29 protein-coding genes and 1 pseudogene are annotated in these 26,682 nt (G+C 69.3%); 16 read left to right on the plus strand and 14 right to left on the minus strand.

Translation table 11 applies throughout. The features are described 5' to 3' along the window. Nucleotides 1-529 precede the first annotated feature (529 nt). Together OG861_RS33370 and OG861_RS33375 are read left to right on the plus strand one after the other, a co-directional pair. Complete coding sequence (locus tag OG861_RS33370) at nucleotides 530-1,315, plus strand: DUF4190 domain-containing protein (RefSeq protein WP_329202956.1); 786 nt, start codon at nucleotides 530-532, stop codon at nucleotides 1,313-1,315. A gap of 383 nt (nucleotides 1,316-1,698) precedes the next feature. Beyond that, on the plus strand, nucleotides 1,699-2,247 hold the full coding sequence (locus OG861_RS33375; RefSeq protein ID WP_329202953.1) for a hypothetical protein: 549 nt from the start codon (nucleotides 1,699-1,701) through the stop codon (nucleotides 2,245-2,247). Between the two features lie 131 nt (nucleotides 2,248-2,378). Here OG861_RS33375 and OG861_RS33380 read toward each other — a convergent pair whose 3' ends face one another. Next, on the minus strand, nucleotides 2,379-2,942 hold the full coding sequence (locus OG861_RS33380) for a hypothetical protein (RefSeq protein WP_329202951.1): 564 nt from the start codon (nucleotides 2,940-2,942) through the stop codon (nucleotides 2,379-2,381). Nucleotides 2,943-3,458: 516 nt separating this feature from the next. Between OG861_RS33380 and OG861_RS33385 the strand changes: the two genes are divergently transcribed. The 3 genes from OG861_RS33385 to OG861_RS33395 all read left to right on the plus strand — a co-directional run bounded on the left by OG861_RS33385 (nucleotide 3,459) and on the right by OG861_RS33395 (nucleotide 5,218). Next, entirely contained in the window at nucleotides 3,459-3,893 is a 435-nt protein-coding gene (locus tag OG861_RS33385) for a cupin domain-containing protein (protein WP_329202949.1), read from the plus strand. A gap of 221 nt (nucleotides 3,894-4,114) precedes the next feature. After that, nucleotides 4,115-4,348 carry a hypothetical protein gene (locus OG861_RS33390; RefSeq protein ID WP_329202947.1) on the plus strand — a complete coding sequence of 78 codons (234 nt, stop codon included), beginning with the start codon at nucleotides 4,115-4,117 and terminating at the stop codon, nucleotides 4,346-4,348. 15 nt (nucleotides 4,349-4,363) lie between these two features. Continuing rightward, nucleotides 4,364-5,218 carry a serine hydrolase domain-containing protein gene (locus OG861_RS33395; protein ID WP_329202945.1) on the plus strand — a complete coding sequence of 285 codons (855 nt, stop codon included), beginning with the start codon at nucleotides 4,364-4,366 and terminating at the stop codon, nucleotides 5,216-5,218. An 814-nt stretch (nucleotides 5,219-6,032) separates the two neighbouring features. On the opposite strand, the gene OG861_RS33400 is transcribed toward OG861_RS33395, so the two are convergent. From OG861_RS33400 to OG861_RS33430, 7 genes are all read right to left on the minus strand, one after another. Further along, nucleotides 6,033-7,784, minus strand: a complete 1,752-nt coding sequence (locus OG861_RS33400) for an ABC transporter ATP-binding protein (protein ID WP_329202943.1) — start codon at nucleotides 7,782-7,784, stop codon at nucleotides 6,033-6,035. 1 nt (nucleotide 7,785) lies between these two features. Continuing rightward, a complete protein-coding gene (locus OG861_RS33405) occupies nucleotides 7,786-8,094 on the minus strand; it encodes a hypothetical protein (RefSeq protein ID WP_329202941.1) in 309 nt (102 codons plus the stop codon). Between the two features lie 78 nt (nucleotides 8,095-8,172). Then, nucleotides 8,173-9,156: a hypothetical protein gene (locus tag OG861_RS33410; RefSeq protein ID WP_329202939.1), complete on the minus strand. Its 984-nt coding sequence runs from the start codon at nucleotides 9,154-9,156 to the stop codon at nucleotides 8,173-8,175. After that, complete coding sequence (locus OG861_RS33415; protein WP_329202937.1) at nucleotides 9,153-9,812, minus strand: flavoprotein; 660 nt, start codon at nucleotides 9,810-9,812, stop codon at nucleotides 9,153-9,155. Before OG861_RS33415 ends, OG861_RS33410 begins: the two co-directional genes overlap by 4 nt. Beyond that, nucleotides 9,805-10,788 (minus strand): LLM class flavin-dependent oxidoreductase, encoded by a 984-nt coding sequence (locus OG861_RS33420; RefSeq protein ID WP_329202936.1) that lies wholly within the window; start codon nucleotides 10,786-10,788, stop codon nucleotides 9,805-9,807. Before OG861_RS33420 ends, OG861_RS33415 begins: the two co-directional genes overlap by 8 nt. Continuing rightward, nucleotides 10,785-12,086 (minus strand): M16 family metallopeptidase, encoded by a 1,302-nt coding sequence (locus OG861_RS33425; RefSeq protein ID WP_329202934.1) that lies wholly within the window; start codon nucleotides 12,084-12,086, stop codon nucleotides 10,785-10,787. The genes OG861_RS33420 and OG861_RS33425 overlap by 4 nt, the downstream gene beginning before the upstream one ends. Nucleotides 12,087-12,097: 11 nt before the next feature. Beyond that, a complete protein-coding gene (locus tag OG861_RS33430; protein WP_329202933.1) occupies nucleotides 12,098-13,384 on the minus strand; it encodes a M16 family metallopeptidase in 1,287 nt (428 codons plus the stop codon). A 193-nt stretch (nucleotides 13,385-13,577) separates the two neighbouring features. On the opposite strand from OG861_RS33430, the gene lxmK reads away from it, so the two are divergent. The 4 genes from lxmK to OG861_RS33450 all read left to right on the plus strand — a co-directional run bounded on the left by lxmK (nucleotide 13,578) and on the right by OG861_RS33450 (nucleotide 16,699). Beyond that, nucleotides 13,578-14,729 carry a class V lanthionine synthetase subunit LxmK gene (gene lxmK, locus OG861_RS33435; RefSeq protein ID WP_329202932.1) on the plus strand — a complete coding sequence of 384 codons (1,152 nt, stop codon included), beginning with the start codon at nucleotides 13,578-13,580 and terminating at the stop codon, nucleotides 14,727-14,729. A 5-nt stretch (nucleotides 14,730-14,734) separates the two neighbouring features. Continuing rightward, complete coding sequence (locus OG861_RS33440) at nucleotides 14,735-15,709, plus strand: T3SS effector HopA1 family protein (RefSeq protein WP_329202931.1); 975 nt, start codon at nucleotides 14,735-14,737, stop codon at nucleotides 15,707-15,709. A gap of 556 nt (nucleotides 15,710-16,265) precedes the next feature. Then, nucleotides 16,266-16,463, plus strand: coding sequence for an LxmA leader domain family RiPP (locus OG861_RS33445; RefSeq protein ID WP_329202930.1), 198 nt, complete (start codon nucleotides 16,266-16,268; stop codon nucleotides 16,461-16,463). A 35-nt stretch (nucleotides 16,464-16,498) separates the two neighbouring features. Continuing rightward, nucleotides 16,499-16,699, plus strand: a complete 201-nt coding sequence (locus OG861_RS33450) for an LxmA leader domain family RiPP (protein WP_329202929.1) — start codon at nucleotides 16,499-16,501, stop codon at nucleotides 16,697-16,699. 166 nt (nucleotides 16,700-16,865) lie between these two features. Here the strand turns inward: OG861_RS33450 and OG861_RS33455 are convergent, their stop codons facing one another. After that, complete coding sequence (locus tag OG861_RS33455) at nucleotides 16,866-17,192, minus strand: winged helix-turn-helix domain-containing protein (RefSeq protein ID WP_329202928.1); 327 nt, start codon at nucleotides 17,190-17,192, stop codon at nucleotides 16,866-16,868. Further along, nucleotides 17,189-17,632, minus strand: coding sequence for a hypothetical protein (locus tag OG861_RS33460; RefSeq protein WP_329202927.1), 444 nt, complete (start codon nucleotides 17,630-17,632; stop codon nucleotides 17,189-17,191). The genes OG861_RS33455 and OG861_RS33460 overlap by 4 nt, the downstream gene beginning before the upstream one ends. Before the next feature lie 555 nt (nucleotides 17,633-18,187). Between OG861_RS33460 and OG861_RS33465 the strand changes: the two genes are divergently transcribed. The 6 genes from OG861_RS33465 to OG861_RS33485 all read left to right on the plus strand — a co-directional run bounded on the left by OG861_RS33465 (nucleotide 18,188) and on the right by OG861_RS33485 (nucleotide 22,413). Then, nucleotides 18,188-18,559, plus strand: coding sequence for a transposase (locus OG861_RS33465; protein ID WP_329202926.1), 372 nt, complete (start codon nucleotides 18,188-18,190; stop codon nucleotides 18,557-18,559). A 76-nt stretch (nucleotides 18,560-18,635) separates the two neighbouring features. Beyond that, entirely contained in the window at nucleotides 18,636-19,565 is a 930-nt protein-coding gene (locus tag OG861_RS33470) for an ABC transporter ATP-binding protein (RefSeq protein WP_329202925.1), read from the plus strand. Next, nucleotides 19,562-20,773 carry an ABC transporter permease gene (locus tag OG861_RS33475; RefSeq protein ID WP_329202924.1) on the plus strand — a complete coding sequence of 404 codons (1,212 nt, stop codon included), beginning with the start codon at nucleotides 19,562-19,564 and terminating at the stop codon, nucleotides 20,771-20,773. Before OG861_RS33470 ends, OG861_RS33475 begins: the two co-directional genes overlap by 4 nt. 260 nt (nucleotides 20,774-21,033) lie before the next feature. Next, nucleotides 21,034-21,336: a hypothetical protein gene (locus tag OG861_RS33480; RefSeq protein ID WP_329202923.1), complete on the plus strand. Its 303-nt coding sequence runs from the start codon at nucleotides 21,034-21,036 to the stop codon at nucleotides 21,334-21,336. Between the two features lie 270 nt (nucleotides 21,337-21,606). Next, nucleotides 21,607-21,729: a DUF5959 family protein gene (locus OG861_RS34420; protein WP_443064487.1), complete on the plus strand. Its 123-nt coding sequence runs from the start codon at nucleotides 21,607-21,609 to the stop codon at nucleotides 21,727-21,729. Nucleotides 21,730-21,984: 255 nt separating this feature from the next. Further along, nucleotides 21,985-22,413, plus strand: a complete 429-nt coding sequence (locus tag OG861_RS33485; RefSeq protein WP_329202922.1) for a hypothetical protein — start codon at nucleotides 21,985-21,987, stop codon at nucleotides 22,411-22,413. Between the two features lie 626 nt (nucleotides 22,414-23,039). On the opposite strand, the gene OG861_RS33490 is transcribed toward OG861_RS33485, so the two are convergent. From OG861_RS33490 to OG861_RS33500, 3 genes and pseudogenes are all read right to left on the minus strand, one after another. Beyond that, nucleotides 23,040-23,438: a hypothetical protein gene (locus tag OG861_RS33490; protein WP_330262001.1), complete on the minus strand. Its 399-nt coding sequence runs from the start codon at nucleotides 23,436-23,438 to the stop codon at nucleotides 23,040-23,042. After that, a complete protein-coding gene (locus OG861_RS33495) occupies nucleotides 23,438-23,704 on the minus strand; it encodes a hypothetical protein (RefSeq protein ID WP_329202920.1) in 267 nt (88 codons plus the stop codon). Before OG861_RS33495 ends, OG861_RS33490 begins: the two co-directional genes overlap by 1 nt. Before the next feature lie 399 nt (nucleotides 23,705-24,103). Then, nucleotides 24,104-24,352: pseudogene (locus tag OG861_RS33500) on the minus strand (helix-turn-helix domain-containing protein); the annotation flags it as partial. 106 nt (nucleotides 24,353-24,458) lie between these two features. Here OG861_RS33500 and OG861_RS33505 point away from each other — a divergent pair. Further along, nucleotides 24,459-26,285: a zeta toxin family protein gene (locus tag OG861_RS33505; protein ID WP_329202919.1), complete on the plus strand. Its 1,827-nt coding sequence runs from the start codon at nucleotides 24,459-24,461 to the stop codon at nucleotides 26,283-26,285. On the opposite strand, the gene OG861_RS33510 is transcribed toward OG861_RS33505, so the two are convergent. Beyond that, nucleotides 26,246-26,524, minus strand: a complete 279-nt coding sequence (locus tag OG861_RS33510; protein ID WP_329202918.1) for a hypothetical protein — start codon at nucleotides 26,522-26,524, stop codon at nucleotides 26,246-26,248. The genes OG861_RS33505 and OG861_RS33510 overlap by 40 nt on opposite strands. Nucleotides 26,525-26,682 lie beyond the last annotated feature (158 nt).

The raw sequence follows: 26,682 nt of genomic DNA on the forward strand, positions 1-26,682 counted from the left end.
AAGGGACTGAGAATCAGCTCTTCCACTTCTCACGTGTGCGTGTGTATGCGCGGGCGTAAGGACAGGTACCTAGATGCTTATGCGGCTCATAACTAGAGATTTGAGTCCCTTCGGTCCCTGTCCACCGGGGGGAGGGCCCCTGACCTGCAGGTTTATGCAGTGACTGAACGGACAGGGACCGAAGCCAGTCCACCGGCGTTCAGTACCTTGTCCTGGGGGGAGCGGGTACCGAGGGAGGGGGCCACCCCACCGGCCCCGGCCCCTCCACCCCCGAGCACCCCGGCCACCCCGGCTTTCGGTCCCTGAGCCCCTGCAACGCCCCCCGGGGCCCCAGACCCTGCCCCGGACCGGCCGGGAGCCCCACACCCCCGCCGAAGCCCCGAGGGGGAGCAGGTGACGGCCGCCCTCGATGCCACGCCCGGTCGTCGGCCGCCCCGGACACCATGCGACGATCAGACGCCCTCCGGCGGTCGCGGTGTCCCCGCCTGGCTGTTGGTTGCGTTCACCCCTGCACAAGGAGCTCCACCGCATGTCCATACCACCGCAGCCCCCGCCGCACCCCGAGCCGTACGGACAGCCGGGACCATACGGGCAGCCGGGGCAACCCGGGCCGTACGGCGGCCCGCAGGGCTGGTACGCGCCGCCGCTGCCGCAGCAGCAGACCAACGTGCTGGCCGTCGTCGCGTTCGTCATGTCGATCGTCTGCGCGCTGCCGCTGGTCCCGCTGATCCTGGGCATCGTCGCCCTCTCCCAGATCCGCACCCGCGGGGAGAAGGGCAAGGGCTTCGCCATCGCGGCGATCGTCATCCACGCACTGACCATCGCGTTCTACGCGATCTTCCTCACCCTGGGATTCTCCGGAGCACTGGACGACAGCCCCGCGCCCAAGCGCGACACGGGTGGCCAGGTCACCGGCTCGGGCTCCAGCAAGGTCAACGACCTCCGCATGGGGGACTGCTTCACCACGAACGGCGACCTGGCGCAGTACAAGGACAAGACCGAGGGCCAGGCCGCCTTCTCGGTGCGCGTCGTGCCCTGCAGCCAGCCGCACGAGGGGGAGGCGTACGCCGTCTTCACCCTGGAGAACGGCCCGTACCCGGGCAAGGAGAAGGTCGCCACGCTGGCCGAGGAGAAGTGCGGCGGTACGGACCTCACCGATTACGTGGGCAAGGACGCCAAGGTCTCGGACAAGCTCGAAGTGTTCTACTACTTCCCGCAGTCCACCACCTGGATCCTCGGCGACCGCAAGGTCACCTGCTTCGTGGGCGACACCAGCGGCACCAGCACCGGCTCGGTCCGCACCACCGGCTCCTGACCCCCCGGCCACCCCCGCCGACGCCCCGACGGCGCGACCGGCCCGGACAGCCGCAGGCGGGGGAGTGGCGCCTGCGTCGCGTCGGCCAGCTCCGGAACCAGTTCCGGGAGCCGGCGCTCTCCCCCTCCTTGACCGTGGCGTTGAAGCCGGAGCCGGTGCTGATGAGGGTCCACAGCGCGGTGATGCTGGTGCCGCGCGAGGACCGGGCACCCCGTGCCGGGCGGTGTCGCAGTCGTGCGAGGACCGGGAGGACCCTGTCAGCCCGCTGGCGCGGGCAGAGGTAGGCCAGGCGGCGTGACCTGTGACAGGTGATCTTGACCGTTTGCCCTGTGCGTTTGACCAGGCGAACAGCTCCGCAGCGGGGCTGGCTATTCTCAGCCTCCATGACCGATGACGCTGACGCGCGCAAGCGCCCTTTCCTCGTTCTGCACGACTACGGCATGGGCGGTTCGTGGTGGTGGGTCCAAGCGCGTTCCGAGCGGGAGGTCCTCGAAACGTTCGCCTGGGTTGAGGTGGTCACCGACCCGGACACTGTGGCTCGGTTCCAGGATGAGGGCCTGGAGGAAGTCGACATCGACGGTCCTCGAATGCCTCCAGGACTGGATGGTCTGCGCGCCGAGCGAGACGCCCAGCGTGAGTGCGAAGGCTTCGGTGTGCTTGCGGAGAGGGACGTCGTGTTCCTGCGGCGTCGCTGGGACGAGGAGAACGATGAAGCAGTCGTATATCTGATGGAAGTGGGGTCCGATGGGCGTCGGATTCGCCAAGTGGAACTCGCCGAGGACGGAACCGCCGTGCGAAGTGGCCCTGACGACTGGCCGTTCAACCCACCGATCGTGGACCTCTTTGACCCTGCGCTCTTGAGACAAGAGATCAGCCGGAGAGAGTTCGAGGAGCACTGGGCGACGGCTCGCCAGGCAGATGCCGGGTCGTAGGGGCAGAACCGGTCGGCTCACCCGGTTCATCGGCGCCGTCCGCGATACGCCACGCCCCGAACGTGGCCTCGACTGGTGAGCTGGCGTCTTCGGGTGTGTCCTCTCCATCCCACGTCAAGAGTCACACCACGTCAGGCCTTGGACTGGCCGTTGACGCGGTACTCCTCGGAAGGCATCGAGTCCCATTCAGTATTCGCGCCGTCGCGCGTCACCATGAACAACGGAGGCGATCGGAGGACCTGCCCGACCAGTTGCCCGCGCATCACGACCCCGGAATCATCCGGCGCTGCGTAGCCCTCGGGTGTGTAGCAAAAGTGCACGTCCATTGCCTCGGCATGCGCGATTGCTTCGCTTTCCAGCTCCGACAGGTCTCTCCCGACCAGCGCAAGACCGTCGTACGCGATCTGAGGTCCGTGCACGGCGTCGGCAGCTATGCAGAACAGCCCCACAGCTCGGCTCACATAGGCCGTGACGGCAGGCGATGAAGGAGCCACCCCGCGACGGTGGACTTCGACCTTCCAAGTCGGCGTGAGGATCGCGTGGTCCCGTGCACAATCGCTGACCTTCGTCTGGCCGAGCATCTCAGCAGCCTCGACTACTTCGGCGACGGTCATACCGAACCGGAGCGGTCCGACGCCGACAGCCGGCGAATAGCACCACTCGTCCCGTTCGGCGACTGCGGTCTTGAACCTCACAGCCGCTCCGTGAGAGACACCTGAGACTTGCCGCCGCCCATCATGCCAATCGCCGACCAGCACACTGCCGGGTGCCGGCGGGCTCGCGCAGATCACTCAGCGCGAGCCCCCTCTGGGCTCGGCCGCGAGTATGCGACACCTGAACATGCGAGCTCACCAGTCTCGCCCCCGACGTCCCCCGCACCCGTACCCAGGGACACCGACCGTCTGACCCACTGCGCCCGGGCCCGCCGCGACCCCTCGTCTAATTCCCGGCTCCACACCGGGGGACCACCGCCACGCCACTCGCTCAGCCGCGCGTCGCCGGTCAGCCCCCGCGAGTCTCCTTTCAGCGCGTACAGCCAAGCCAGGCGCACGCCGTGACTGCGAACTCACCCCTGTCGCCAGTGGACGCGCCGACGGGGCTCGACGGCGACCCGTTCACGACGGACCGTTTCCCTCCACACAGCCCTGGTCCTGCCTGCCGCGCGCACGTCGTTGCCACCCCAGGACGGCATCATGGGCCAGGATGCAGGTATGGGTGATATCTCCCCGCTGGTGCAGCACCTCGGACTGGAGCCGCACGCCGAGGGCGGCTGGTTCCGGCAGACCTGGCAGACCGGACCGCAAGCCGTCCCTGACAAGCGCCGCGGGCTCCGCCCCTACGCGACCGGCATCTACTACCTCCTCCACCCCGGCGAAACCTCCCGCTGGCACCGCGTACGTTCGGACGAACTGTGGCTCTGGCACCGGGGCGGCCCCCTCACCCTGTACCTCGGCGGCACCGCAACAACGCCCGACGAGAGGCCCACCGCCGCAATGCTGGGGCCAGACATCGAAAACGGACAGCAGCCGCAACTCCTCGTGCCGGCCGAGGTCTGGCAGACGGCAACACCAGCCGGCCACGAACCGGCCCTGGTGTCCTGCGTCGTCGCTCCCGGCTTCCACCCCCACGACTTGGACACCCTGTGATCCGCTTACACCCTTCCCCGAACGCCGTACGCGCCCAGGTGCCCTGACAGCCTCATACGACCGAGAGGCGGGCCGGGGCGGGCGTGCGACGGTGGCCGATCTATCAGCGCCAAATCGCGGGCGGTTGCCGGGGCACATCCGGGCGCTCGCGGTCCCGTTCCCCTCTACAAGGTCATGGGGAGGAATGGCAGGACGGCACGGCCCTGTTCTCCGTCATGAGGGTGCCGGAGTTCGAGCTCCCCGGCTGGTCGCACTCCGCCTACGAGAACGACATCCTGGTGGTTCTCACCGGTTTCGCCCTGACTATGATCGCCTGCGACCTGATCTTCCTCTGGAGAGCTCTCGACCGTCTCATCGGCCGGGTCCGCAGCCGGCGAGACCGGACTGCCGAGCCGGCCGCCGCGGCTGAGGAAACCAGGGACAAAGGGGCTGTCCATGAAGCGGAACTGGTCTGATGGGGGTGGAGGCGCGTGCTGACGGCCACCTGCCTGCTGGGCGGCCCGGGAATCACCGACCGGACCACCCACGGCCATGACCCGGACCGCTTCGTCCAACTGGGCTCCCTCAGCAAGGTGATGACGGGAACCGTCATGATGCGGCTGAGGGACCAGGGGGTGATCGACCTCGATGCCCCTCTGCAGGACTACCTCGCCGAAGTACCCCGAGGCACCGGGATCACCCTGCGGCACCTCGCCGAGCACACCTCGGGGCTGCCACGCCTTCCACCCGGCGACACCGGCCCTGCCGACGACCCGTACGCCGGTTTCAGTGATGTCGCACTCAACGAGCTGCTGCACGACCTGGACGGGGTGGCGGTGGAGCCGCCGGGCACCGAAACCTACTCCAACCTCGGGTACGCCGTGCTCGGACGGGCACTGACCGAGGTATCGGGCCGTACGTATCAGCAGCTGGTGGACGAGTGCGTTCTGGAGCCCCTCGGGCTGGAGGCGGGCGCCGTCACGGCGCACCCCCCGGCCGACCGGCGACTGGTGGCACGCACCCTCTTCGGCCGCCCCCGCGCCCCGTGGACCCTGACCGGGCCGATCCTGCCCGCCGGCGGCCTGTGGTCCACCCCGCGGACCGTGGCTTCCGTCGTGGTACGCCTCCTGGTCGAGCACAGACTGGGGCCGCCGGCCCCCACCTGGCGCAGCGGGGGGAACTCCTCGCTGCTGTGGCACAACGGAGCCACGCGCGGGGCGTCCGCCATCGCCGTGGCACACGACGACGGACGCTGGCTCCTTCTCCATCGCCTGAGCGGCAACGGTGCGCGTACCGACCGCATGGCCATCAAGGAGTTCGAGGCGTCGGCCCCTTCCAGGACATGACGCTTCTCCTACCGCCCGCTCGGGTCTCGCCGACGGTCAAGGCCCGCAGCGCTCGGTAATCCTCTTCGTCGAGTGGGACGAGGCGATGCCGGTAGGCGCTCGCCTCCCCCTTTGCCGCCGCCTCGTCCCCTCGTCGCGCTCGCCGATCGGCTCGGGGTTGCTGTTCCCGGTGAACCACCAGCCGGTGTGCTTCGCATTCTTCAGGACGCCTACCTAGCACCTATCGAAGAGGAGAACACCTCCTGATCGGCCTGCTACAGACCGCCGCCCCCAACATGCTGCGGCCCACTGGCGACGCGGGGTCAGTGCTCGGCCGTGTCTGTGCCGGTGCCCAGGGGGCGCCGGCCTCGGGAGCGGTGCGCGGCCACGGGTGTCGTGCCCGGCGCCTCGGCGAGCTCGGCGGCGAGGCGCCGGGGCGGCCGACGGCCGGTTGTGCTAGGAGAGTTACGGGGCGCGGGGCGGTGCCCAGGGTGCGGCTTCGGTCATTTGCCTAGTCCGCCCTTGGCCCCGCACTGCGCCAGCTGCCCGACGGCACCGGCTGGCAGCTCCCCTTCCACCTCCAGGACACCGTCGACGCCGCGAGCCTCGTCCACGGCGACCACTGGAAGCAGTGGCTCACCACCGACTGAACTCGTGATCTACGGCCTGCGCATCAGGACCTCCCCGTCGACCACGCCCAGGCCAGTGCTCCCAGCGCCCGGCACGCTCTACCACTCACTGCGAACCGACCACTTCGTTCAGCAGACCGGACCCCGGGGCTGCACCACTACGGACGGCCAGTTCCTCGCGAGCGTCCGAAGACTGCCCCCGCTGCCTACGAGGCGGAGATCAGGGACTGGCTGGTGACCAGTTCCCGGTACGGGGCGCACTCGTCCATGAGGGCGCCGTGTGTCCCCGCATCCACCGCTGTTCCGGCGGCGAGCATGATGACGTGGTCGGCGTTCTGCACGGTCGAGAGCCGATGGGTCACGACCAGGACGGCCCGGGTCGCGGCCATGTCGTCCACGACCTGGCGGAAGCGCTCCTCGTTGATGCTGTCCATCTGGGAAGTGGGCTCGTCCATCAGGACGATCTCGGCGTCGGTGAGCAGGACGCGGGCAAGGGCCAAGCGCTGTCGCTGCCCGCCGGAGAGGTCGTTTTCCCGGCCCAGTACGGTGTCCAGGCCGTCCGGCAGGGCTTCGATGTCCTCTCGCAGTCCCACGGCGGCCAAGGCCTCGGCCAGTTCGGAGTCGGAGGCCGGACGACCGCACCCGAGCTGCAGGTTGTCGCGGACCGAGCCCTCCAGCAGGGTGAACTGCTGGTCCACGTACGCGATGCGGCGGCGCAGGTCGTCGAGGGGCCAGTCCCCGACGGGATGTCCGAGGACGGATATCCGGCCCCCGTCCGCGTGCACGAAGCGGTCGATGAGGTTGAGGGCTGTCGTCTTTCCCGCTCCGGAGGGCCCCACGAAGGCCGTCAGGCCGGTACGCGGCGCGCTGAATCCGAGGCCGGCGAGGGTGGTCGTACCGGTGTAGGAGAACGACACCGAGTCGAAGACGACTGCCGGTGCCCCTGGTACCGGCTCGGGGCGGGGCGTTCCGGGGGACCTGTCGTCCGATTCCTGTGGCAGGGAGAGCAACTCCTCGAAGCGCACCCGGGCGGCGAGCCCCGCCTGCAGGCGGCCGATACCGGTGGCGACCACTGTGACCGGCCCGACCAGTTGCAGGAGGTAGAGCAGGAACGCCGCGAAGTCCGGGGCGGACAGCTTGCCGTCGGCCATTCGGGCGCCACCGCCGATGATCACCGAGACCAGGGCGATCTGCTGTCCCAGCCCCATGACGGGAGAAATGAATGACTGGAGCCGGGCTCCGGCCAGGGAGGTCGAGGTGAGCTGCCGGGCGTCCTCGCCCAACCGGTCGGCCGCCCCGCGCTCGAAGCGGTAGGCCTTGATGGTGGTGAGCGCGGACAGGTAGGTGGTGAAGCGCTGGGCGAGTTCGCCCATGGCGCCCTGCTGTTCGACGACGTTGCGCTTGACGCGCACCAGGACGAACCCGATGGCGATGCCGGCGACGGCGAAAGACGCGATGCTGATGAGCACCAGCGCCCAGTCCAGGAACGCCATGACCGCCAAGGTGGCGACGACCGTCAGGACGGCGAGCGGCAGCTGTACGACTCCCACGTCTATGACGGCCCGCAGCAGGATGGCGTCCGAAGTGATCCGGGCCACGAGGTTGCCGATGCCCTGGACACGGAGGGTGGCCATGGGCAGCCGCAGCGCGTGCGCCATGACACGGCGGCGCAGTCGCAGGATCATGTGCTCGCCGACCCTGGCCAGGAGGTAGCCCGAGACCGCCAGCGTCACCGCTGCGGCGAGCGCCGCACCCGCCATCATCAGAATGGGGCGCACGATGGGTTCGTCCTTGGCGAACGCGTCGATGACCTCCTTGACGATCAGTGGCACGGCCAGGGTGCCGGCCGTCGAGACCAGGGCCAGCAGCAACGCCACGGCGAGCATGCCCCGGCCCGAGGCGAGGATGTCGGCACCGATGCGAACGTTTGCCCGAGGCCGGCTCGTGGACAGCGGCACCTCAGCGCTCCGCCGCGAGCGTGACCAGAGCGACCGCCTCGCCGAGGCCGAGACTCGGAACGGCCTGGCGAAGCTTCTTGATGGTGCGGGCACTGGTGTCGCCGGCGGGGACGCCGGCTTCGTCGAGGTACTGGCGTGCCCAGCGGACCTTGATGTCGGTGTCGCTGTGTCGGTACTCGTCTAGCAGGGACAGGGCGCGGCGCAGCCCGGGGGCTTCGGACGCGTCCGCGGTCGAGGCGGCCTGCTCGATGGCAGCCCGTACGGGGTCGAGGTCGTGGAGGACGACGAGGTTGATGCCGTGGGTTTTCACAGGAGGCTCCTTCGGGAGGTGGGTGACAAGGACAACGGGGCGGGGGGTGGGGTGACGTGCGGGCCGGCCGGCGCCGGCTCAGACACCACCGTCGAGTGCGGCCAGCCCGTCGGTGTCGATGTAGCGGATCGCGGTCCGCGCGTAGAGTTCCAGCTCGGGGTGCCAGCCCACGTACGAGGCGAAGTCATGGGCGTGGGTGAGCATGCGCAAAGTCGCCGCCCGGCCCGCGACGACCGGGTCGACGGGGACGCCGTAGCCGGCGAGCAGTGCCTTGGGCAGCTCGGAGAGGATCGGTCGTGGTACGACGCGATGGACGGCGGTCATCCGCAGTTCCAGCAATTCGCCGAGCATCCATCCGAGATCGAACCCGGACGGACCGAGGGCCAGTTCCTCCCCGGTGAGCAGGGCCCCGGCGGTCGGAGGCGAGGCGCCCCCGTCGGTGAGTCCCTCCTCGTCCGCGGAGGGCCGGGCCGGCTCCGCTGGGAGCACGAGGGAACCGGTGCTCGGCGCACCGTGCAGGAGCGTCGCGTCCGGACCGGGTAGGGCGAGGTCGCGGCACCAGTCGCGGACCGCGGCCCAGCGTGTCGGGCCGACGCCGTCACGCAGCAGGCGGTGCATCCGGGCGGCGGCGCGGGGGCCGTGCCCGCCGTCCATCCAGGCGGCCAAGCGGGCCGGTCCGACAGGGCCTCCGGTGGCACTACCGGGCGGTGCCGGATAGGAGTGCAGCAGCCTGAGCACCTTGCCGACGGACCGGAAGGCCTCGGCCAAGCGCACGCTGTCGGCCTGTGAGGGCTCCGACCACAGCACCTTCGCTGCCGTGGTCGAGCCCGGGACCGCGTAGCGCAGTACGTCCCCGGACACGGTCGGCAGGCTGAGGGTGAGGAGGCCCGGGCGGGCCAGGGACGCCAAATGGCTCCGGGCCGCAGCGGAGGGCGCGGTGAGGGGCGTCGGCCGGTCCAGGCCGGCGCCGCGCGTCCACAGAAACGTGCCGTCGCCGATCCGGTGAATCGTCGTGCGCTGGAATCCGGTCGCGAACATGTCCACGAGGACGGGCTCTGTCACGGGTTCGGCTCCGTCCGCTCGCTCCGCGGCGTGCCTTCCGTGGCGACCGCGCTGTCCGTGGCCCCGCCCGCGGCGGCGGCCCGCAGCCGCTCCGCGGCCAACAGAACCTCGGGAAGCGGCGCGGCGGTCGCCGCATCGGGCTTGCCGGTGGTGATGCTCACCCCGGGATGGGGCGGGACGACGTGGACGTTGGCCCGCCGTTCGAGGGCCGCCATGTGGCACTCCCATGCGGCTGAGGTCAAGGCTCCGGGCGGCAGGGCCGGAGCCAGCACGATGGGGGCGCGCGTGCACTGCAGCGCGAGCAGTACCGGGGTGTCCGCCACTCCGAGCGCCAGGCGGCTGGTGAAGTGGAACGTGGCGGGATGCACGATGACGGTGTCGGCCCACTCGGCCATCTCGACGTGGGCTGCGGACTCCTCGGGTTCCTCAGTCCAGGAGTCGAGCTGCGGAGTATGCCCGGCGAACACCGAGAGCGCTGTCGGCGTGACGAACTTGGTCGCGGACCGGGTGATGACCGTGCGTACGGCCAGTTCGGGGTAGGCGGCGCGGAGCCAGTGCACCCACATGGGCATGAACATCACCCCGAGGGAGCCCGTACCCACGTAGAGCAGCCTGCGGGCGGTGAACGGCGGTGCCGCGGTGGGGTTCTCATGCATGGCGGCCGTCCACCGCGGCGAGGATCTGCTGCATGTCCGTCATGGCCGCCCCCATGCCGAGTGCGGTGTAGACGCCGCAGACATTGAGGATGACCTCGCCCACACCCGCCGCCCGGTACCGGTCGAGGCCGTCCGCGATCTCTGCGGGGGTACCGGAGACAAACGTGCGGGAGGAGACGAGGAGCGCCGCGCCGCCCTTGGTGTCCGCCGGGTCGGCCGGGACGCCGGCTTGGCGCAGCATGTCGGTGTAGTGCGGGCTGCCCAGGTGGGCGTAGGCCGCGGAGTGGGCTATGGCCTCGATGTCGCGGCCCGGGCGTTGCACCGCCACGTGGACGACGGTCGCCACACGGGGAACGGGGCGCTCGGCCTGCGCCGCCCCCTGTTCCAGCGCGGGAACGAGTGCCTCCTCGATGAACCGTGGTGGAGTCAGCCAGGTGATGGCGACATCGGCGACCCGGCCCGCCGCGCGGGCCATGGCTGGGCGCAGGACTCCGAGCCCCAGCTCGACCGGGGGCGCGTTCATGACCGGCAGCGCTCCGTGCGTGCTGTGTTCCAGCCCGTCGGTGTCGGCCCCGCCCCGGCTCTCGATCAGTTCCCGCATCGTGGTGACGTACTGGCTGCTGACGGTGACGGGCTTCGGCATGGGGGCGGGACGGACCATGCGCTGGAACGCCTCCCCGCCCGGGCCGATGCCCGCCACGAACGGCAGCCCGGACAGTTGGGCGACGGAGCGGGCCTGCACCGCCGCGTCGTACGGATGACGTAGACCCGCCAGGGCGACCGAGGTACCGAAGGGGATGCGGATCCCCGCTCCCGCGAGCGCGGCGAAGACGTGGTGCGTTTCGACGCCGAGGGACTGTCCCAGCCACAGACGTCCCGAGCCGCGCCGCTGGAGCAGTTGGGCGAAGGGGAGGACCTGTGCGACCTGAGTGGGCTGGACGGGGAAGACGATGCTCGTGGTGTGCGGGGAGATCACAGGAACGTCTCCGTCTCGAAGGGGGTGGGGGAGTCTCCGAGGACGACGCCGTGGAAGTCGTCGGGATCGAAGAAGCGGCCGGCCGCGGCGGCGACATCGTTCTCGGTCACCGAGGTGAAGTCGTCCAGGATGCGGCTGATGCGTTCGGGCTCCTGCCCGGTGGCCAGGGCGAGCATCAGGCTGCTCGCCCAGCCCTGTTGGGAGGAGGCCGCCAGAGCGGTCATCCCGGTGACGTACCGCCGGGCCGCCTCGATCTCGGCCGAGGTCGGCGGTTCCGTGCGCATACGCCGCAGTTGCGCCCGCAGGTGGTCGAGGGTCCTGCGGCCGTGCTCCGTGGCGGTGTCGGCCTCCACCGCCACGACCAGCTGGTCGAGGTGGTCTCGGAAGACCGACTCGCACCGGTAGGCCAGCCCGTGCCGTTCACGGACCTCCGCGACCAGGCGCGAGGAGAAGTACCCGCCGAAGACGATGTTGGCTAGCGTCAAGGCCGCGAAGCCGGGGTCGGTGCGGGCGAGTCCCGGGCGGACCAGGCGGATCTGGGTCTGCGTCGCCCCCGGTCGGGGCACCCGGGCGATGGTGCGGGCACGCGGCTGCGGCAGCAGAGGGCCTTCCGTCGTCTCCCACGTCGTGCCGGCCGCTTCCCACTCCGCGAAGGCTCGGGTCACCTGCTCTACGGCCAGATCGGGATCGAGATCGCCCACCAGGATCAGCGCCGCCCGGTCAGGCCGTACGCACTGGTGGTGGGCCAGGCGTACCTGTTCGTGGCCGACCGCAGCGAGGTCCGCCTCGCGCGGCACGTCCTGCATCTGCGGCAGCGGCCCGTAGAGGTGTTCCACCAGCGCTTCGGAGGCGATGAGTTGGGGCTGTGCACGCGTGGCGGCGAGTTGCCCCCGGGCGCGCACCATGACCGCGCGGACCACGTCGTCGGTGAAACGGGGGCGTACCAGGGACCGGGCCAGGACATCCAGTTGCAGAGGAAGGAGCGAGCTGGGGCCGGAGCCGGCGACGCCGAGCCAGCGCGCGGAGCGAGTAGCGGACAGGAGGCTTCCGGATGCGGCCAGGTCGTCATCGGCCGGTCCCTGCTCCCCGGCCGCGGTGTGCCCCAGCAGTGATGCGGCCAGCACTTCCTGGACGGCCGCATCGGCGAACGACTCCACGTGGAGCGGGATCGCCAGTCGCAGCTCCGTCATGGGGGTGGAGGCGTGGCGGGCGGCGATGACGCGCAGCCCGCTCTCCAGGCGTACGTCGGCCAGAGGGGGCAGGCCGACCGGGACGGGGGGACCAATTGGGGGGAGCACGCTGCTGCGGTTCACCGGTAAACTCCCGTGGGCGTGATGAGGGACAGCACGGCGCGCCTGCCTCTCGCGAGGTGCGCCGCGGCGGAGCGGACGTCTTCGGCGCTGACGGCCGCGAGTCGTGGGGCCAGGGTGTCGACGAGTTCCGGGGCCCCGAAGAGCAACTCGTAGGTGCCGAGCGCGCGGGTCCGTACGACAAGGTTGTCGAACCCTCGCCACGTTCCGGCGGAGGCCAGTGCCCTACCCTCCTCGAGCTCCAGCCCGGTGGGGCCGTTCGCTGCCAGCTCGGCGATCTCGGTGTCGAGGACGTCGAGGACCGCGTCGACGGGTGTGGTGCGCGGGTGCATGGCCAGCACCACCAGGGTCTCGGGGGACCGGGCGCGCAGCGGGCCGAACAGTCCGCAGCTGCTGCTGACATCCGTCAAGAGCTCGCTCCGGTGAGCCATGTGTCGTTTCAGGCGGGCGGAGTCCCGTCCGGTGAGCATCTGGGTCAGCACCATGTGACTCAGGTACTGGGGCAGCGAAGTCGCCGGATCGGGCAGGCGGTAGCCGAGAGCGGTGGCGGCGAGTACGGCATGCGGGTCACGGTGTTCGCCCCGCAGCTCCCCGGCCGGCTCGGGCTCGTCGAGGAACGGAGGCGCGGGGCGGGGGCGGGCCGGGATGCCGCCGAAGTGACGGTCCGCGAGGTCCAGGGCGTGCCGCGGATCGACGTTCCCGCAGATGGTCAGGACCGCATTGGCCGGGGTGTAGTACGTCTCGTAGAATGCCTGGCACTCCTCCAGCGAGGCGGCCTCCAGGTCCCCGAACGAGCCGTAGCCGTTGTGGGCGTTGCGGAACTCCCTGTAGAGGACCCCGGGCAGCACGGTCCAGGGGAATCCGCCGTAGGGCTTGTCCGTGACCGACTGCCGGATCTCCTCCTTGACCACGGCGATCTGGGTGCGCAGCGTCTCCTCGGTGATGCGCAGGGCCCTCATCCGGTCGGCTTCCAGAAACAGCAGCCGGTCCAGCGCCGATGCGGGCAGCACCTGGTAGAAATCGGTGTAGTCCTGGTGGGTGGAGCCGTTGGCAGTCCCGCCCGAGGCTTGGACGTGGCGGAAATGATCGGCTGGCCCGACGTGCTCGCTGCCCTGGAACATCACGTGCTCGAAGAGGTGCGCGAATCCGCTCCGGCCCGGAAGTTCGGACCGGAATCCGACGTCGTAGTGGACGGCGACGCCTACGGACGGCATGCCGGGCAACGGCTGCACCACGAGGCGCAGGCCGTTGGACAGTGTTGAGCGGATCACTGGGGCGCGGGACATGTCGGCACTCTAGGAATGCGCGACGGGGGCAAAGTAATGTCGTCCGGCGCATTACTTTGCCCAGGGGAAGAACGCGTGGCCGACTGCCGTGCTGCAGGCGAATTGCCGTACGGACATGGCGCCCGCACGGGAAAAGTTACTCTGATACTTTGCCCTTGCCGAGATCCGTGGGAAGTGCCTACCGTGCCGCCGCGTGACAAGAATCCAAGGAGCTCCCAACAAGGAATCCGCGCCGACCCGGTCCCGGTACGCCCCTGCAGATCTCGCCGGAGTCCCGGAGGTCGCGGCGTTGCTCGGCGCGCTCGGCCTGGGTGCGTTCGACCCTGACGACGTGACATCCCGGGTGGGCCGCAACGACAACTGGGCCGGTACGACGACGACGGGCGCACGCGTCTTCGTCAAGCGGCTGAGGGGCCCAGAGCCGGCCGAGGCCCGCAGCCGGTACGACCGCATCCTCGCCTTCGAGGCCTTGGCGGCCCGCCACCCGGGATCAGCCCTTATCGGTCCGTCCCTGCTCGGCTCCGACGCCGACGCGATGCTCGTCGTCTTCGAACTCTTGGAGGACGCCCGTTCAGGGTCTGAGCTCAACGCCGACGACGCGTTCGACGAGGAGTTGAGCCACCAGGCCGGGCGGCTCACGGGCGAGTTGCACGCCCTGCCCGCGGACGCGGGCCTGCTGGACACTACGCCCCACCCGATGCCCCCGCTACATCCGCACAACGCCGTGTCCCTGAGGGGCCTGGTCTCCTCGACGTTCGGCGAACTGGAGACCTGGAGACTGATCCAGTCCGACCGGAAGGTCGTCGACGCCCTGCACCGGTTGCGCGCAGCCGAGGCCGCGGTGCAGGACCGCAGGCCGATCCACGGAGACCTGAGGCTCGACCAGTTCCTTCTGACTCCGCAAAAGCTGCTTCTGACGGACTGGGAGGAGTTCCGTCTCGGGGACCCCGCCCGGGACCTCGGTGCCGTCATCGGCGAGTGGCTCTACACCGCCATCCACGGCATTCCCCGCTCCATCGGAGACACTCCCGGGTTCACCTTCGACCAGCAGACCTCACACGAGGAGATCCTCGAACACGGGGTACGGGAACTTGACCGGCTACGGCCCCGGATGCGTGCCTTCTGGGCCGGATACCGCTCCGTGCGCGGTGCGGCCGCCGACGACGGGCTGCGTATCCGCGCCGCCTTGTACGCCGGGTGGCACATGTTCGACCGCATGCTCGCCACCGCGATGGTCGGTGGACGCGTGATCGCCGCCGATCGGGCCGGCGCGGGCATCGGGCGCAGCATCCTGCTGGCGCCCGAGAGCAGCACCGACATCCTGGGACTGGGAGACGCACTGTGATACCGATGACCACCGATGCCCTCGCTCCCGCCCTCCTACGGACCGCCCGGGACATCTCCGTCTCCTCCGACGGACTGAGCGCGACGGTCGGATCGGAGTCCCTGGAGGCAGACACGCCCGGCAAGCTGGCGGGGAAGCTGTCGCAGACCCTGTATCAGCTAGTGCACACGGGTAAGGACAGGGCGGAGACCACCCGTCCACGGAGCCTGCGCGATCCGGAGTTCGACCGCCTGCTGACCGATGCCATGCCGCACTCCCACACGCTCGCCGACGCGGTCGTCCGCGAACGCACCGATGACGGCATGCTCGTGGCGGAGCTGGGCGGACTGCGCGTCCTCCTTCCCGCGGACACGCTCGTGGGCGAGCCTCCCGCAAAGCTGCCGAGCGCTGCGGCGATACGGTTGCCCGCGGCCCGGCCAGCCCTGTCCACCGGGTTCTTCCTCACCGACGGCTCGGCGGGCACGGGTGTCGGCCGAGGGGCGCAGACCCTTCGTGTGTACGTCCACGTCACCTCGGCCGAGGCGGCACCCCAGGTGTGGAACACGGTGCTGACGTACCTGGAGGAAAGGCGGCTGGTGTACCGGGCGAAGATCACCTCCAGTCCCCAGCTGTTCCCGCGACGCGACGCCCTCGTCGTCTACCTGCCCCCGCAGAGTTGGTCGGCTGTTCGGGGGATCGGGGCGTGCGTGTCCGGTCTCGAAGGGCTGGGTCCGGACACCTCGCCATTCGCCCACCAGGTGGTGCCCGGCGTCGCCGTCGCGTGGGAGCCTCAGGATGCCCGTCCCGGGATGCAGGGCCTGAGTTTCGGTGAACACCGCAGCGGTGCGCTGGCCCAGGCCATGGTCAAGCACCGGGTGCGCCCCGACGGCGTCGGTCTAGAAGACACGATGCGGGAGGTGTTCTGGGACGCCGGGATCGACCCGTTGGCGCCGGCCCGCAACCTGGCCTCGCCGCCGCTGCCCGACCTCGGGCTGCTGTAGGCCGCCGCGTGCTGCGCTGTCCGACCGCGTCGGCAGCCCTGCGGATCCGGGCGGTCATGAGCCTGCTGTCCCGTGCGGAGCCGCGCGATGCGCTCTGTCGGCGGTTGGGCGTGTGCTCCCAGTGTCTGGAGGAGTGGGCCGATGCGTTTTTGACTCATGCCCTCCAGGGCCTGACGTCTCCGGGCGCTCCCGTAGACCGGTACGAGGTGCTTGCCAGGGAGGCGGAGGCCCTGGCCCGAGCGCTCGACGAGACACGGACGGAACTAGAGGTGTGGTCAAGACTAGTCCGCCGCGCGACGAGCAATTGAGGACAACGGCGGATATCGAAGAAAGGGACCCGTGGGCACGGGTCCCTTTTTCGTGTGCGGAATGCCGGTGCCGACGGGTGCAGTGAAAGTAGTGTCGGACGCAATTTGTTGTGGAGTCCCGGAGAACGTGCAGCTCAGGGCTTTGTGGAGAGAACCAAGCCATAAGTTTCCGGCTTCATCTAGAGGGGTCCGTGTGGTCAACTGATTCCGCAAAGCGCATTCCGAAGCACATACGAGAGAGGCCAGACGTGAACGCCAGTCAGCTGATCGCCGGTTACACCGCTTACACCACCGCCGAGGAGTTCGGCGCCACTGCACAGGGTGACGCCCCGGCGACCACGCCGTCGATCCTCAGCTTCATCGACATCTCGAGCGCCGCGTGCGGTGCCGCCGTCAGCGCCGTCAGCGCCGCGTCCGTGGGCGCCACCGCCCACGTCGGCTGCTGATCCACCCACCCCACTCACACCTCAGGAGAAGTTCCATGAACGCCAGTCAGCTGATCGCCGGTTACACCGCTTACACCACCGCCGAGGAGTTCGGCGCCACTGCACAGGGTGACGCCCCGGCGACCACGCCGCTGACGGTCACCACGGTCTCCTCGCCCGAGTGCACCGCGTTCTCCGTCAGCGCCGCGAGCGGCGTCCTGACCAGCGTGTCCATCACGCACGCGGCGGGCTGCTGATCGACTGGGAACGGGGTGGAGCCGCCGAGGGGCATTCGGCGGCTCCACCCCGCCGGTCCTAGACCGTGTTCTCCGGAGCCGTCGTACTTTCCCTGCGAGAGGATCGCGTGGAAAGTGCGGCGGCTCCGGCGCGTCCGGCCCGGGTACCGGGTCCGCGGCTCCCGGCTCAGCCCAGGCTAGCGCCCCGCCCCTTGGCCTGATCGGCGATCTGCTGCAGCGCCGAGAGATGGCCGGCGAGATTGCTTCGGCCAGTACCGGTCAGCGTCAGCCAGGTGCGGGGGCGTTTGCCCACGTACCCCTTCCGTACCGCGACGTACCCGGCGTCCTCCAGGGCCGTCACGATCTTGCTCAGGGCGGAGTCGGACAGGTCCAGCCCGTCGCGTACCGCCTTGAACTCGGCCTCCGTGCAACTGGACAGGAAGGCGACGACCGCGAGTTTGCTGGGGTGTTGGATGACCGCGTCCAACTGCGGCAGCGGATCTGGTCCGGTCATGCCGCGATGCCGTTCCTCAAGCGCACCAGCTGGAACCAGGCAAGTACCCCCAGACCGATCCCGGCGACCGCCAGGCAGCCCACGACGCCGGCGAACAGCGCCCCGAAGCCGCCGGCGATGAACGGCAGCAGTGCAGGTAGCTGACGCAGCGTCCGCTCCCGCGTGGTGCCCGCAGGAGCGGGCACCACGCCACCGGCACGGACCGTGGAGGCGATGGCGAGAAGGAAGAGAACAAGACAGATGGCGGCTGCGACGAGGAAGGCCGGTTCGTCACGATATTTGTACGCGAGGCCGAAATTGACGAACCCTCCGGCGAGCAGCAGGCCAGCCGCCGGGGGAAGCCAGGAGGGCATCGGGCGGGGGCCGCGAGCGGTGCTACTTGCCGAACCGGCCACTGTGAGAGCCGAGTTCGCCTCATCTGGAGTGGGAAGCTTTTCCATGCTTCCATCCTCGCATGCACTTTCCTGCCAGGCAAGTAGTTTCTCAGACGCGCGGTTTGGCAGTCGGGACGGACGCTCCATAGGCTCGACCGTGATCAACGAGGGCGACGACCACCTGCGCACCGGGCACGTCCCGACGCGGGCGCCCGCACTGCGCGATGGGGGATCTTTCATGAACGGGGACTGGAGCCTCGGGGAACCCGCAGGCGAGCACCCCTCGCCGGCACGGGCCGCGCAAGGCCACCCGCTCTCCAGAACGACGGTCGTTCCCGTGCGGGGGACCCGACGGGGTTTCGACCGAACCTGAAATGCGGTGACACCAGACCGCGATGCCCTCTTTCCGATTGGGCGGAGCGGGCTGTTCGCCCTGTCTGAAATCAGGTACTCGCACTGCGGGGCCCCTCTGAATTGTTCCTCAGATCTTCCTCAATGAACTTGCAGGCGCAGGGGGAACGTAAACAAGATGTGTCGCACACGCCTCGTTGTCGGGTCCGCGGCGACCACCAGCGGACAACTCTTTATGACAACGACACAGACCGGGGGAGAGATTTCGACGTGCCCAGACCACCCGTAATACCTCCAGAAGAGAAGGCGAAGCTCGTCCTGACCGTTCTGTCCGGCGACCTGTCCGTGTCGCAGGCAGCCAGCAGTGTCGGGGTCTCGGAACAGGCGGTCGGCAACTGGAAGCGCCAGTTCATCAGCTCCGGAACCCAGGGACTCGAAGGCGGAGTCAGTCAGAGCAGCGAGCGGGAACGCCGCCTGCTCGCCCAGATCACGGAGCTCAAGACGGCGCTCGGCGAGGTGTACATCCAGCTCAGGGCCAGGCGCAACGCAGTGGACCACCATGCGGTCCCTTCCCGGACCTCGACGCCGTACGGAGCGAATGCGGGCTCAGCGTTTCGAGGTTCTGCCAGATCATCGGCATAGCCCGCAGTACCTATACGCAAAGGCGTCTGACCCACGCCAACAGCACATCAGAACGAAAGTTCTCCACGGGGGACAAGTGAAATCCGATCAGGCAGTACTTGAAATAGAAGGAATCTCGAAGCGTTACGGCAGTCGCGTCGCGCTCGACGAAATGGAATTCAGCGTCGGAGCCGGAGAAATATTCGGCTTCGTCGGCGGAAACGGCGCTGGCAAGACCACGACCATGCGCATCATCATCGGGGTGCTGGAAAAGGACGCCGGAGCCGTCCGATGGAGCGGACGTCCCCTCGACGCAAAGACCCGGACCTCATTCGGTTACATGCCGGAAGAACGCGGTCTCTATCCCAGGATGACCGTCGGCAACCACCTCCAATACCTCGCGCGGCTGCACGGTATGGACCGGCACGCCGCTCGCACGGCCATGCATACCTGGACGGAAAGGCTCGACATCGGGCAGCACCGCGACCGCGCGGTCGACTCCCTCAGCCTCGGAAACCAGCAGCGCGTGCAGCTGGCCGCCGCCCTGGTGCACGACCCTCGGTTCCTGCTCCTCGACGAACCGTTCTCCGGCCTCGACCCACTGGCCGTCGACACCATGAGCAGCGTCCTGCGGAGCAAGGCGGACGAAGGGGTCCCCGTGCTCTTTTCCAGCCATCAGCTCGACCTTGTCGAGCGGCTCTGCGACCGCGTCGGCATCGCGAGCAAGGGGACGATGGTCGCCTGCGGCACAGTGGAGGAACTCCGCGCCGGCGCCGACAACAGCGTCTACATCGAGGTCGACGACGCGCCCGACGACTGGCCCGCCTCCATCCCGGGCGCCGATGACCTACCCGCCCACCGACGGGGCGCGGGAATCGTCCTCGGTCTGCCGCACGGCTTCGACGAGAACCGACTCCTGCACCACGCCATGAGGCTGGGACGTGTCGTGGCCTTCCACCGCCAACGACCGTCCCTCACCGAGCTCTTCCGCTCCGCGGTCACCGACGAACCGCAGGAGGCGGCATGAGCCCGGCACAGAAGACGGCGGGCGCGGCATCCGCGGGCACCGCGGTGCGGCTGGTCACCTGGCGGGAGATCCACGCCCGCGTCGGCACCCGTTCCTTCGTGGTGGGAACCCTGGTGAACATCGGAGTTATCCTCGGGCTCCTCTTCGCCTTCGGCTCCTCGGACAGTGAAGACCAGCCCGTCGTCGTGGTCGCAGGCACGCCGGTGGCGGCCTTCGTAACGGGGACGCCGGGCAGGGAAGCTGCACGGTGGGAAAGCGCTGCGGACGCCGCCGACGCCCGCCGGAAGGTCACGGACAAGGAGGCGGACGCCGCCCTCGTCACCGACGGCGACCGAACTCGGCTGATCCTCCGACACAACAGCCCGCCCGCAGCCCGCGAAGCAGCGGCTGCGGCTGCGGAACGCTGGGCCACATCCCGCGCACTCCACCAGCAGAACGTCGATGAGGCACGGATGCGCGCTCTCGTGGCCGAGGCCCTTCCAGCCGCCGAACTCGTCGGTGACCCGGTGCCCGGCGGAGCAGGGCTCGGCGCGGCACTCGGTGTCGTGACCATCTTGTTCTTCCAGCTCTTCGGTTACGGGATGACGGTCGCCCAGGGCGTAGTCGAGGAGAAGTCGACCCGCGTCGTCGAGGTCCTGCTCGCCACGCTCACCCCCTTCCGCCTCATGACGGGCAAGGTGCTCGGCATCGGCGCGGCGGCGCTCCTCCAGACTGCGCTGTTCGGAGCATCAGTGGTCCTCGCGGTCCGCTTCGGGCACGTCCTGCCCGCCACGTTCCCCGCGACGGCGACGATGGCCGCCGCCGTGGCCTGGTTCGTACTGGGGTTCGCCTTCTTCGCCTTCCTCTTCGCCGCCGCCGGCTCCCTGGTCTCGCGTGCGGAGGAGGTCTCGGGAGCCGTGATGCCGGTTCTGATGGCGACACTGGTGCCCTACGGTGTCGCGGTCGCCGCGGCGATGGACCTGACGGCCCCGTGGGTGGGCGTTGTCCAGTACATACCGCCGTTCTCAATGCTGATCATGCCGTTGCAGGTGAGCGCGCACACCGCCGGGTGGACGGCGAACCTGGCCGCAGCGTCCTTGATGGCCGTTGCGGCGGTCGGCCTGGCGGTCGGTGCGGCCCGCGTCTATGAGCGGTCGATCTTGAGGATGGGATCGGCCATCCGCTGGAGCGTCGCCATGCGCGGCCACCGGGAGCCCGTCGCCGACTGACGCGGTGCCGTACTGCCTCGGGCCGCCGGCCCGAGGCAGTACGGTGTCCCCGCTCGCGCGGGAGACAGGTGACCGTCGGGGCCGAATCCAAAGTACCCCCGGCTAGACGTGACGAAGCCGCCTAAGCGGGCTGCTCGCTGCCGTGCCTGTGCTCTGAACTGCGGTTGCCACTCAATCCGGAGGCGAACTCCTCCGATGCTGTGGTTGCCTTTGCCCCAAAGCGTCGTCACCCCTGGCCCCTGAGCATGTCGAGGAGGTCCATGAGGTCCAGGCCGTACTCGCCGATCTGCACGGCACCGACGCAGGGACACACCGATGACGGACAGAAGGGCCGGATTCACAGCCTGTCTATCAACGGCAGGCGTTCGCGGGAGCGCTGGTCCATCAGCGCCCAGTTCTTCCTCGATGCCGCCACCCCTTGCCTGGCCGATTCGCTCGTACAGGCCCCCACGGCCGAACCCAACACCCCGGTGCGCACCACCCCGTACCCCCAGCGCCCGGACGTGAAGGACGACTTCTGGAGCGCGACCGCTCCCGTCCCGTCGGGCAGTCCTACCCCCTGAGGACCACCGGCCGCACCCCGTAGCAGGCAGCTCGTCGGACGCGGACTTGAACACCTGGCCGACTACGTCCGACCAAGCTCAGCCAGCCCTTCACCCGTTGGTCGAGCGTGGTGACGGCCGGGACCAGCGGGCCGCTCCTGACGTCGGTCCAGGGCCATCGTTTCGCAGTAGCCGAGGGCAGTTGCCGTGCAGTGGGGCGGTTCGTGTCGTGGCTGAACTCGAGTCGGACAGTCCAGTTCAAGATCAAGCCGTTGAGCTGGTGTGATCGGGGTGTCGCTCCATGACGGCCCGTCGTCCCATGTGACGGTCAGCGTGCCTCTCTTCCCCGCGACTGGCTGGATCGATGATCAGCGGGCGCGTCTGGAGAAGGGGCGGCGAGCGTTTGCCAGCTGACCGTCCCGACGTCGTCGGTCTCGGCTCGATGTCAGCTGGCGGCTTGCTGGTCGGCGCGTGCGCGAGTGGTGGCTAGTCGGTAGGAGTCGGTGTCGTCGACGCCCGGGAGAACAAAGCTTGGCGGCCTGGCTCAGGGTGCGCCGCGGGATCTTCCGGAACGGAAAGCCGCAGGTTGGACGGCCCACACGGGCGTTCCCAGGGGGCAGTGCCGCGCGCCACTCCTGCCCAGCCCTGCCGAGGAGATAGTTCTAGGGCGTGATCCTCAACTACGGTTCTTACCTGCGACGGGTGCTGACCACTCGCTACGGCTCCTCAGACGACGACTGGCCTCCAAGCGCGAAGAACGTTGTCCCGCTCTTCTCCGCCATCATCGACGTAGTGGACCTGGACCAAGCTGTAGAGCTCTTCGAAGCCGGCATCCGAGCCTGCCGGCGGGAGACCAGTGCGCCCACGGGCGGACGGCGCGACTGGGCGGGATACTTGTCACTTGAACTCCCTGAGCAGAAGTCCCCGCCCTTTGCCGAGATGGCCGCGTGGGGAACGTTCCTCACGATCCAGAGCATCGTGCAGCAGGACGCTGCTGCCGACTTCGAGACATACGTGGAAGCCGCTCTTGAGGCGTGCAAGCGGGACACCGATCGACCCAGGCGCGAGCCCGTCACCGCTGCGGCCATGCAGCCGTGAGTCGATAGCTGGTCCGGGAGCAGCAGGCGCAGGCTGTACCGGGGAGGTCCGCCTTGCTGTAGAAGCAGCAGCGGTGTGCCGCCCCGGTCGTGCGAATGCTGCGCTGCACGCGGCAAATGTCGGACGGCTCCTACCACTGCAGCTACGCCCCCACCTGGGTCGGTGCCAAGCTCCGCTGGAGTCTTACCGAGGTCGGGGCCGAGCGCCAGGCGCTTCCAGGGCTGGCCGAGGACTGCCCCACGACTCAGTCGTCTACGAGAGCGCCCAATGACCCCCTCGGAACAGCCCGAGGCCCGGCTACGCCGTAGCCGGGCCTGCACGAAAAGAAGGATCCCCCATGGTTTGTCGCGCCTGTCGCCACGCCATCCTCGGCGACGAGGTCGTCGCCTACATCCACCGCGAGGTCGACGCCTCGCCGCCGCCTGACGCGGCACTGATCGAGGCACTGAGGCCGATCCTTACCAACCCCGCGTTTCCCGACAGGGGGCCGAGGTGCACCGGGCCGAACGGTCGGGAATGCATTGCCCCCACTGGTAGCTGACGTCCGCCCAAGCCAGTTCGAACTGCTACGTGCCCCGCGTCGAGCGCGGCCCGTCTGCCCTTCGGAGATCGTCTACGGAAGCCCCTCAGTGATCCGGATGGACAGCCTGCACGCCCGTGCCGTCATATACCTCAGGTTCCAGGGTGAGCAGGTAGCGGCCAGCGGGGAAGTCTGCCGACGGCCGGGCCGCGTGGATGGCGTGGGCGGTGGCCCAGGGGTATCCGGCGTGCAGAAGCTCGGTGGCGCACAGCGCGGCGGCGGTGTCGAAGGGCTCAATCTCGATGAACCGCAGCCCGTTGATGTAGGCGAGCAGGCCGGGCGCTCTGGTATCACCCGCGGTCAGGGACAGCACCGGCGCGTAGAGGGTGCCCAGGCCGCCGGAGGCTTGGACGTAGAACGCGGCGACGGCCTCGTTGTACGGGTCCTTGGGGTCGTGAAGGGCGGTAGCGGTCGTGTGGTCCAGGACGACCGCGATCGGCCCCACTACGCGGCCGCCGAGTCCTGGCCAGCGCCGAGGCGCTCCAGAAGTGCACGTGCCTTCGCCTCGGCCTCCTCGCTCGGCACGGTGCCCAGCATAGAGGCGAGCTCGGCACGGGCTTGCTCAGCCCGCTCCGCGTACTCGGCCTGGGTCGGCCGGCCCTCAGCGAGCTCCTCGACGAGCTGCCGGATTGTCGTGCCTTGCTCGGTCGCAAGCGCGGCCAGGCGGTCGCGGGCGGCCGTGCTCACCTTGATGCTCGTTTCGTCTGCCATACGTCGACTCTACTGCGAGTAGAGGGCCTGTGGGGAAGTTCCGGCGCACCGTGCCCGTCCGCAGGCTCGCCCAGCAGGGCGACCATGAGCCGCCCGAGCTCAAGCAGGGCCCAGCTGACCGCGGAACCGGACGCGTGGATGAAGACGCTGGCCCGGATCCCGCTGCGGCCGCAGGAGTGCGCGTCCGCCGCCAATCTTGATCGTCGGCGCACGCCCCGCGGGCGGCCATCGGAGCGGGGCCGTACGGAGGAGCGGCGCCATGCCCTGCCTTTCGGATCATGCCAGCCCGGCGACCCCTAAGGGCTGTCGTCAAAAAAGTGGTCTCGGCTTGCGGATCATGGTGTGCGCCACCGCGCTCTGCCCTGCGGTTGCCACTCCGCCTCAGTCTTTCTCCGGCGCAGCGCCGTACTTGGCCGCCCAGCCGTCCAGCAGGCGCTGGTACGCCTGGCGTCGGGGCGGCCGCGGCTCAGAGCGGCCGGCCTCCCAGTTCTTCACGGACTGCGTCGTGGTTTGCAGCGCCTGTGCGAGGCGGGCTTGGGTGATCCCGGCCGCCTCGCGGAGTCGGGCCCGCTCTGCCGGTGGCGGCATCTCGGGCTCCCCCGCGAGCAGTGCATCCACGGCTTCGAACAGTTCCTCTTCGGTGGGCATAGGTCACCTCCAAGCCCCCATCCTAGCATTCTTTACCTACAGATTTGGCATTTACTTATCCTTAGATTTACCCTTAGTTTTGAGCTGAGGTGGAGGAGGACTGCGGGTGTCAGAGCAGCGCGTGGTGCCGGAGGTTCTGTCGGACGGGGAGGCAGGCCGGGTCCTGACCGATGTCCTGCTGCCGACGTGGACGGCGGGGGCCGTCCCCCAAGGCCGTCCCGTCGTGGTCCTCGTGGCCGGACAGCCCGGCGCCGGCAAGACGGCCATCGCCGATCTCGTCCAAGCAGCCCTGGATCGCCGAGGATCAGCTGTCCGGATCGGACGGGATCTCTATAGGAGCGCCCACCACAGCTACGCGAAGCTGTTGGCCGCCGACGTCCGCACCGCCGGCGCGAAGGTACGCCCGGACACGGCCCGCTGGCAGGCCGCCATCGAGGCTCACGTCCGCGCCCACTCCCTCGACGCGGTCGTCGAGTCTGCTCTCGCCGATCCCGACGAGCTCCGCACCTCCGTGTCCGCCTTCCGAAGGTCCGGACACCGCATCGAAATCGTGGCGGTCGCGACGGCCGAAGCGCTGAGCCAGCTCGGTGTCCTCGACCGCTTTCTGTCCGAGGCTCTCCACGCTGGAGGCCGGTACGTGGCATGGGAGAACCATGACCACTGCGCCCGGCAGTTGCTCCGCACCCTGGCTGTCGCCGAAGACGAGCAGCTCGCCGAGCGCCTCACGGTTGTGCGGCGCGACGGCACGATGCTCTATGACAACGAACTGGCCAACGGCACTTGGCGGCGCAGACCTGCGGCGTGCAAGGCGGTCGCGCGCGAGCGGGCGCGCCCGTGGAGCGCACGGGAGACCGCCAGTTTCCGTACGGCTCTTACCCAAGCCGACCAGCGGCTCCACCGCGACTTGGACTGCGAGGACCGGCGCCTGGCCGTCCAGCGCGACGCCGAACGGGCTGCCGCGCTCGCCGAGCCGGTACGCCGTATTGCCCAGGCTCGGCGTAGTGCCCCGGGCGTGGACTACTACCAGCTGTCCCGCGACGAGCACCGATGGATCTTCGAAGAGCTGATCGTCCCGTCGTACCTGGGCGGCGTCGTTCCCCGTGAGGCTCCCTGCGCGGTGTATGTGCTGGGCCAGCCGGGAGCGGGCAAGTCGGCGACGGCCAGGATGGTCCGTGGGGCCATGCGCCAGGGCACGACCCACCTGGTGGGCGATGACTTCAAGGTGTCCCACCCGGACTACCTGCGCCTGCTGCAAGAGGACCCGCGCAACGCCGGAGCCGCGATCCGCGCCGATTACCGAGCCTGGTTCGCCGAAGCCGAGGAGTACGTCCGCCGACACCGCGGGGACGTCCTTGTCGAAGGTGCCCCCGGCAACGTCACGGAGTTCCTCATCAGTGCGGAGCCATTCCACCGCGCCGGCTACCCGGTCGAACTCGTGGTGCTGGCCGTCCGGGAAGCCGACAGCCGCCTCGCCACCGCCCTGCGCTACGCCCGCGCTCAGAAGCTCGGCATCAACGGACGTTTCACCTCCCGCTCCGGACACAACCGGTGCTTCCACGCTCTCGCCGACATCGCAAGCCTCACCTCAAGCCACCCGGCGATTTCCGCAGTGACCTTGATCCGCCGCGACGGCCAGGCCCTGCTGCGGGCTGAGCACGGCGGCACAGACCTGGCCCAAGCACTCGCCGCGGAGCGGACCCGCCCGTACACCGAAGCTGAGGCCGCAGCGTTCCTTGCGCAGTACCAGGTACTTCGCAAGGCATTGCCACGGCACCGTCGGGAGCTGGACGAGATCGCGGGCCTTGCCCGGCCGCTGATGCCGACCTGGATGCAGCCGGCGCGGATCGGACGCCCCCGGACCGTGGTGTGGCCGCTGCCGTTGCCCGCCGGACGCTACAACTGGTCGGTGAGCCCCCTCAGTCGGGCCGCGTAGTCGGCGGCGACGCGGGCGGCATCGCCAGGGCCTGCGGTGTCCAGGCGCGTCTGGTCGCCGATCGCGGCCTGCCTGGCCGCCTTCAACTGCTCGATGCGTTCCTCGTCGGGCACGGGCGCCCGGCGCTCGTCGAGGATGCGGGCGTTGTAGAAGGCGATGACCTCCCGCACGGCGTCGCGCGCGAGCTGATCCTCGTCGCCGTCCAGGGGTTCGAAGCTGGCAGTGTTCCGGTCTGACACGGGGCACCCTTTCATCTGGGCAGTAAAAGGATCATTCTCCTCCGCCGTCCGTCGCCGCGTCAGCGTTCGCATGACAGCACCCGCCCCCGGGGGCAGCATGCCCGCGGCGACCTCGTCGGGGGCAACCGACGCGCCGCCCCGCTCGGCCAGGCCGCGCC

The sequence above is a fragment of the Streptomyces sp. NBC_00539 genome, from assembly GCF_036346105.1.
Taxonomy (GTDB): Bacteria; Actinomycetota; Actinomycetes; order Streptomycetales; family Streptomycetaceae; genus Streptomyces.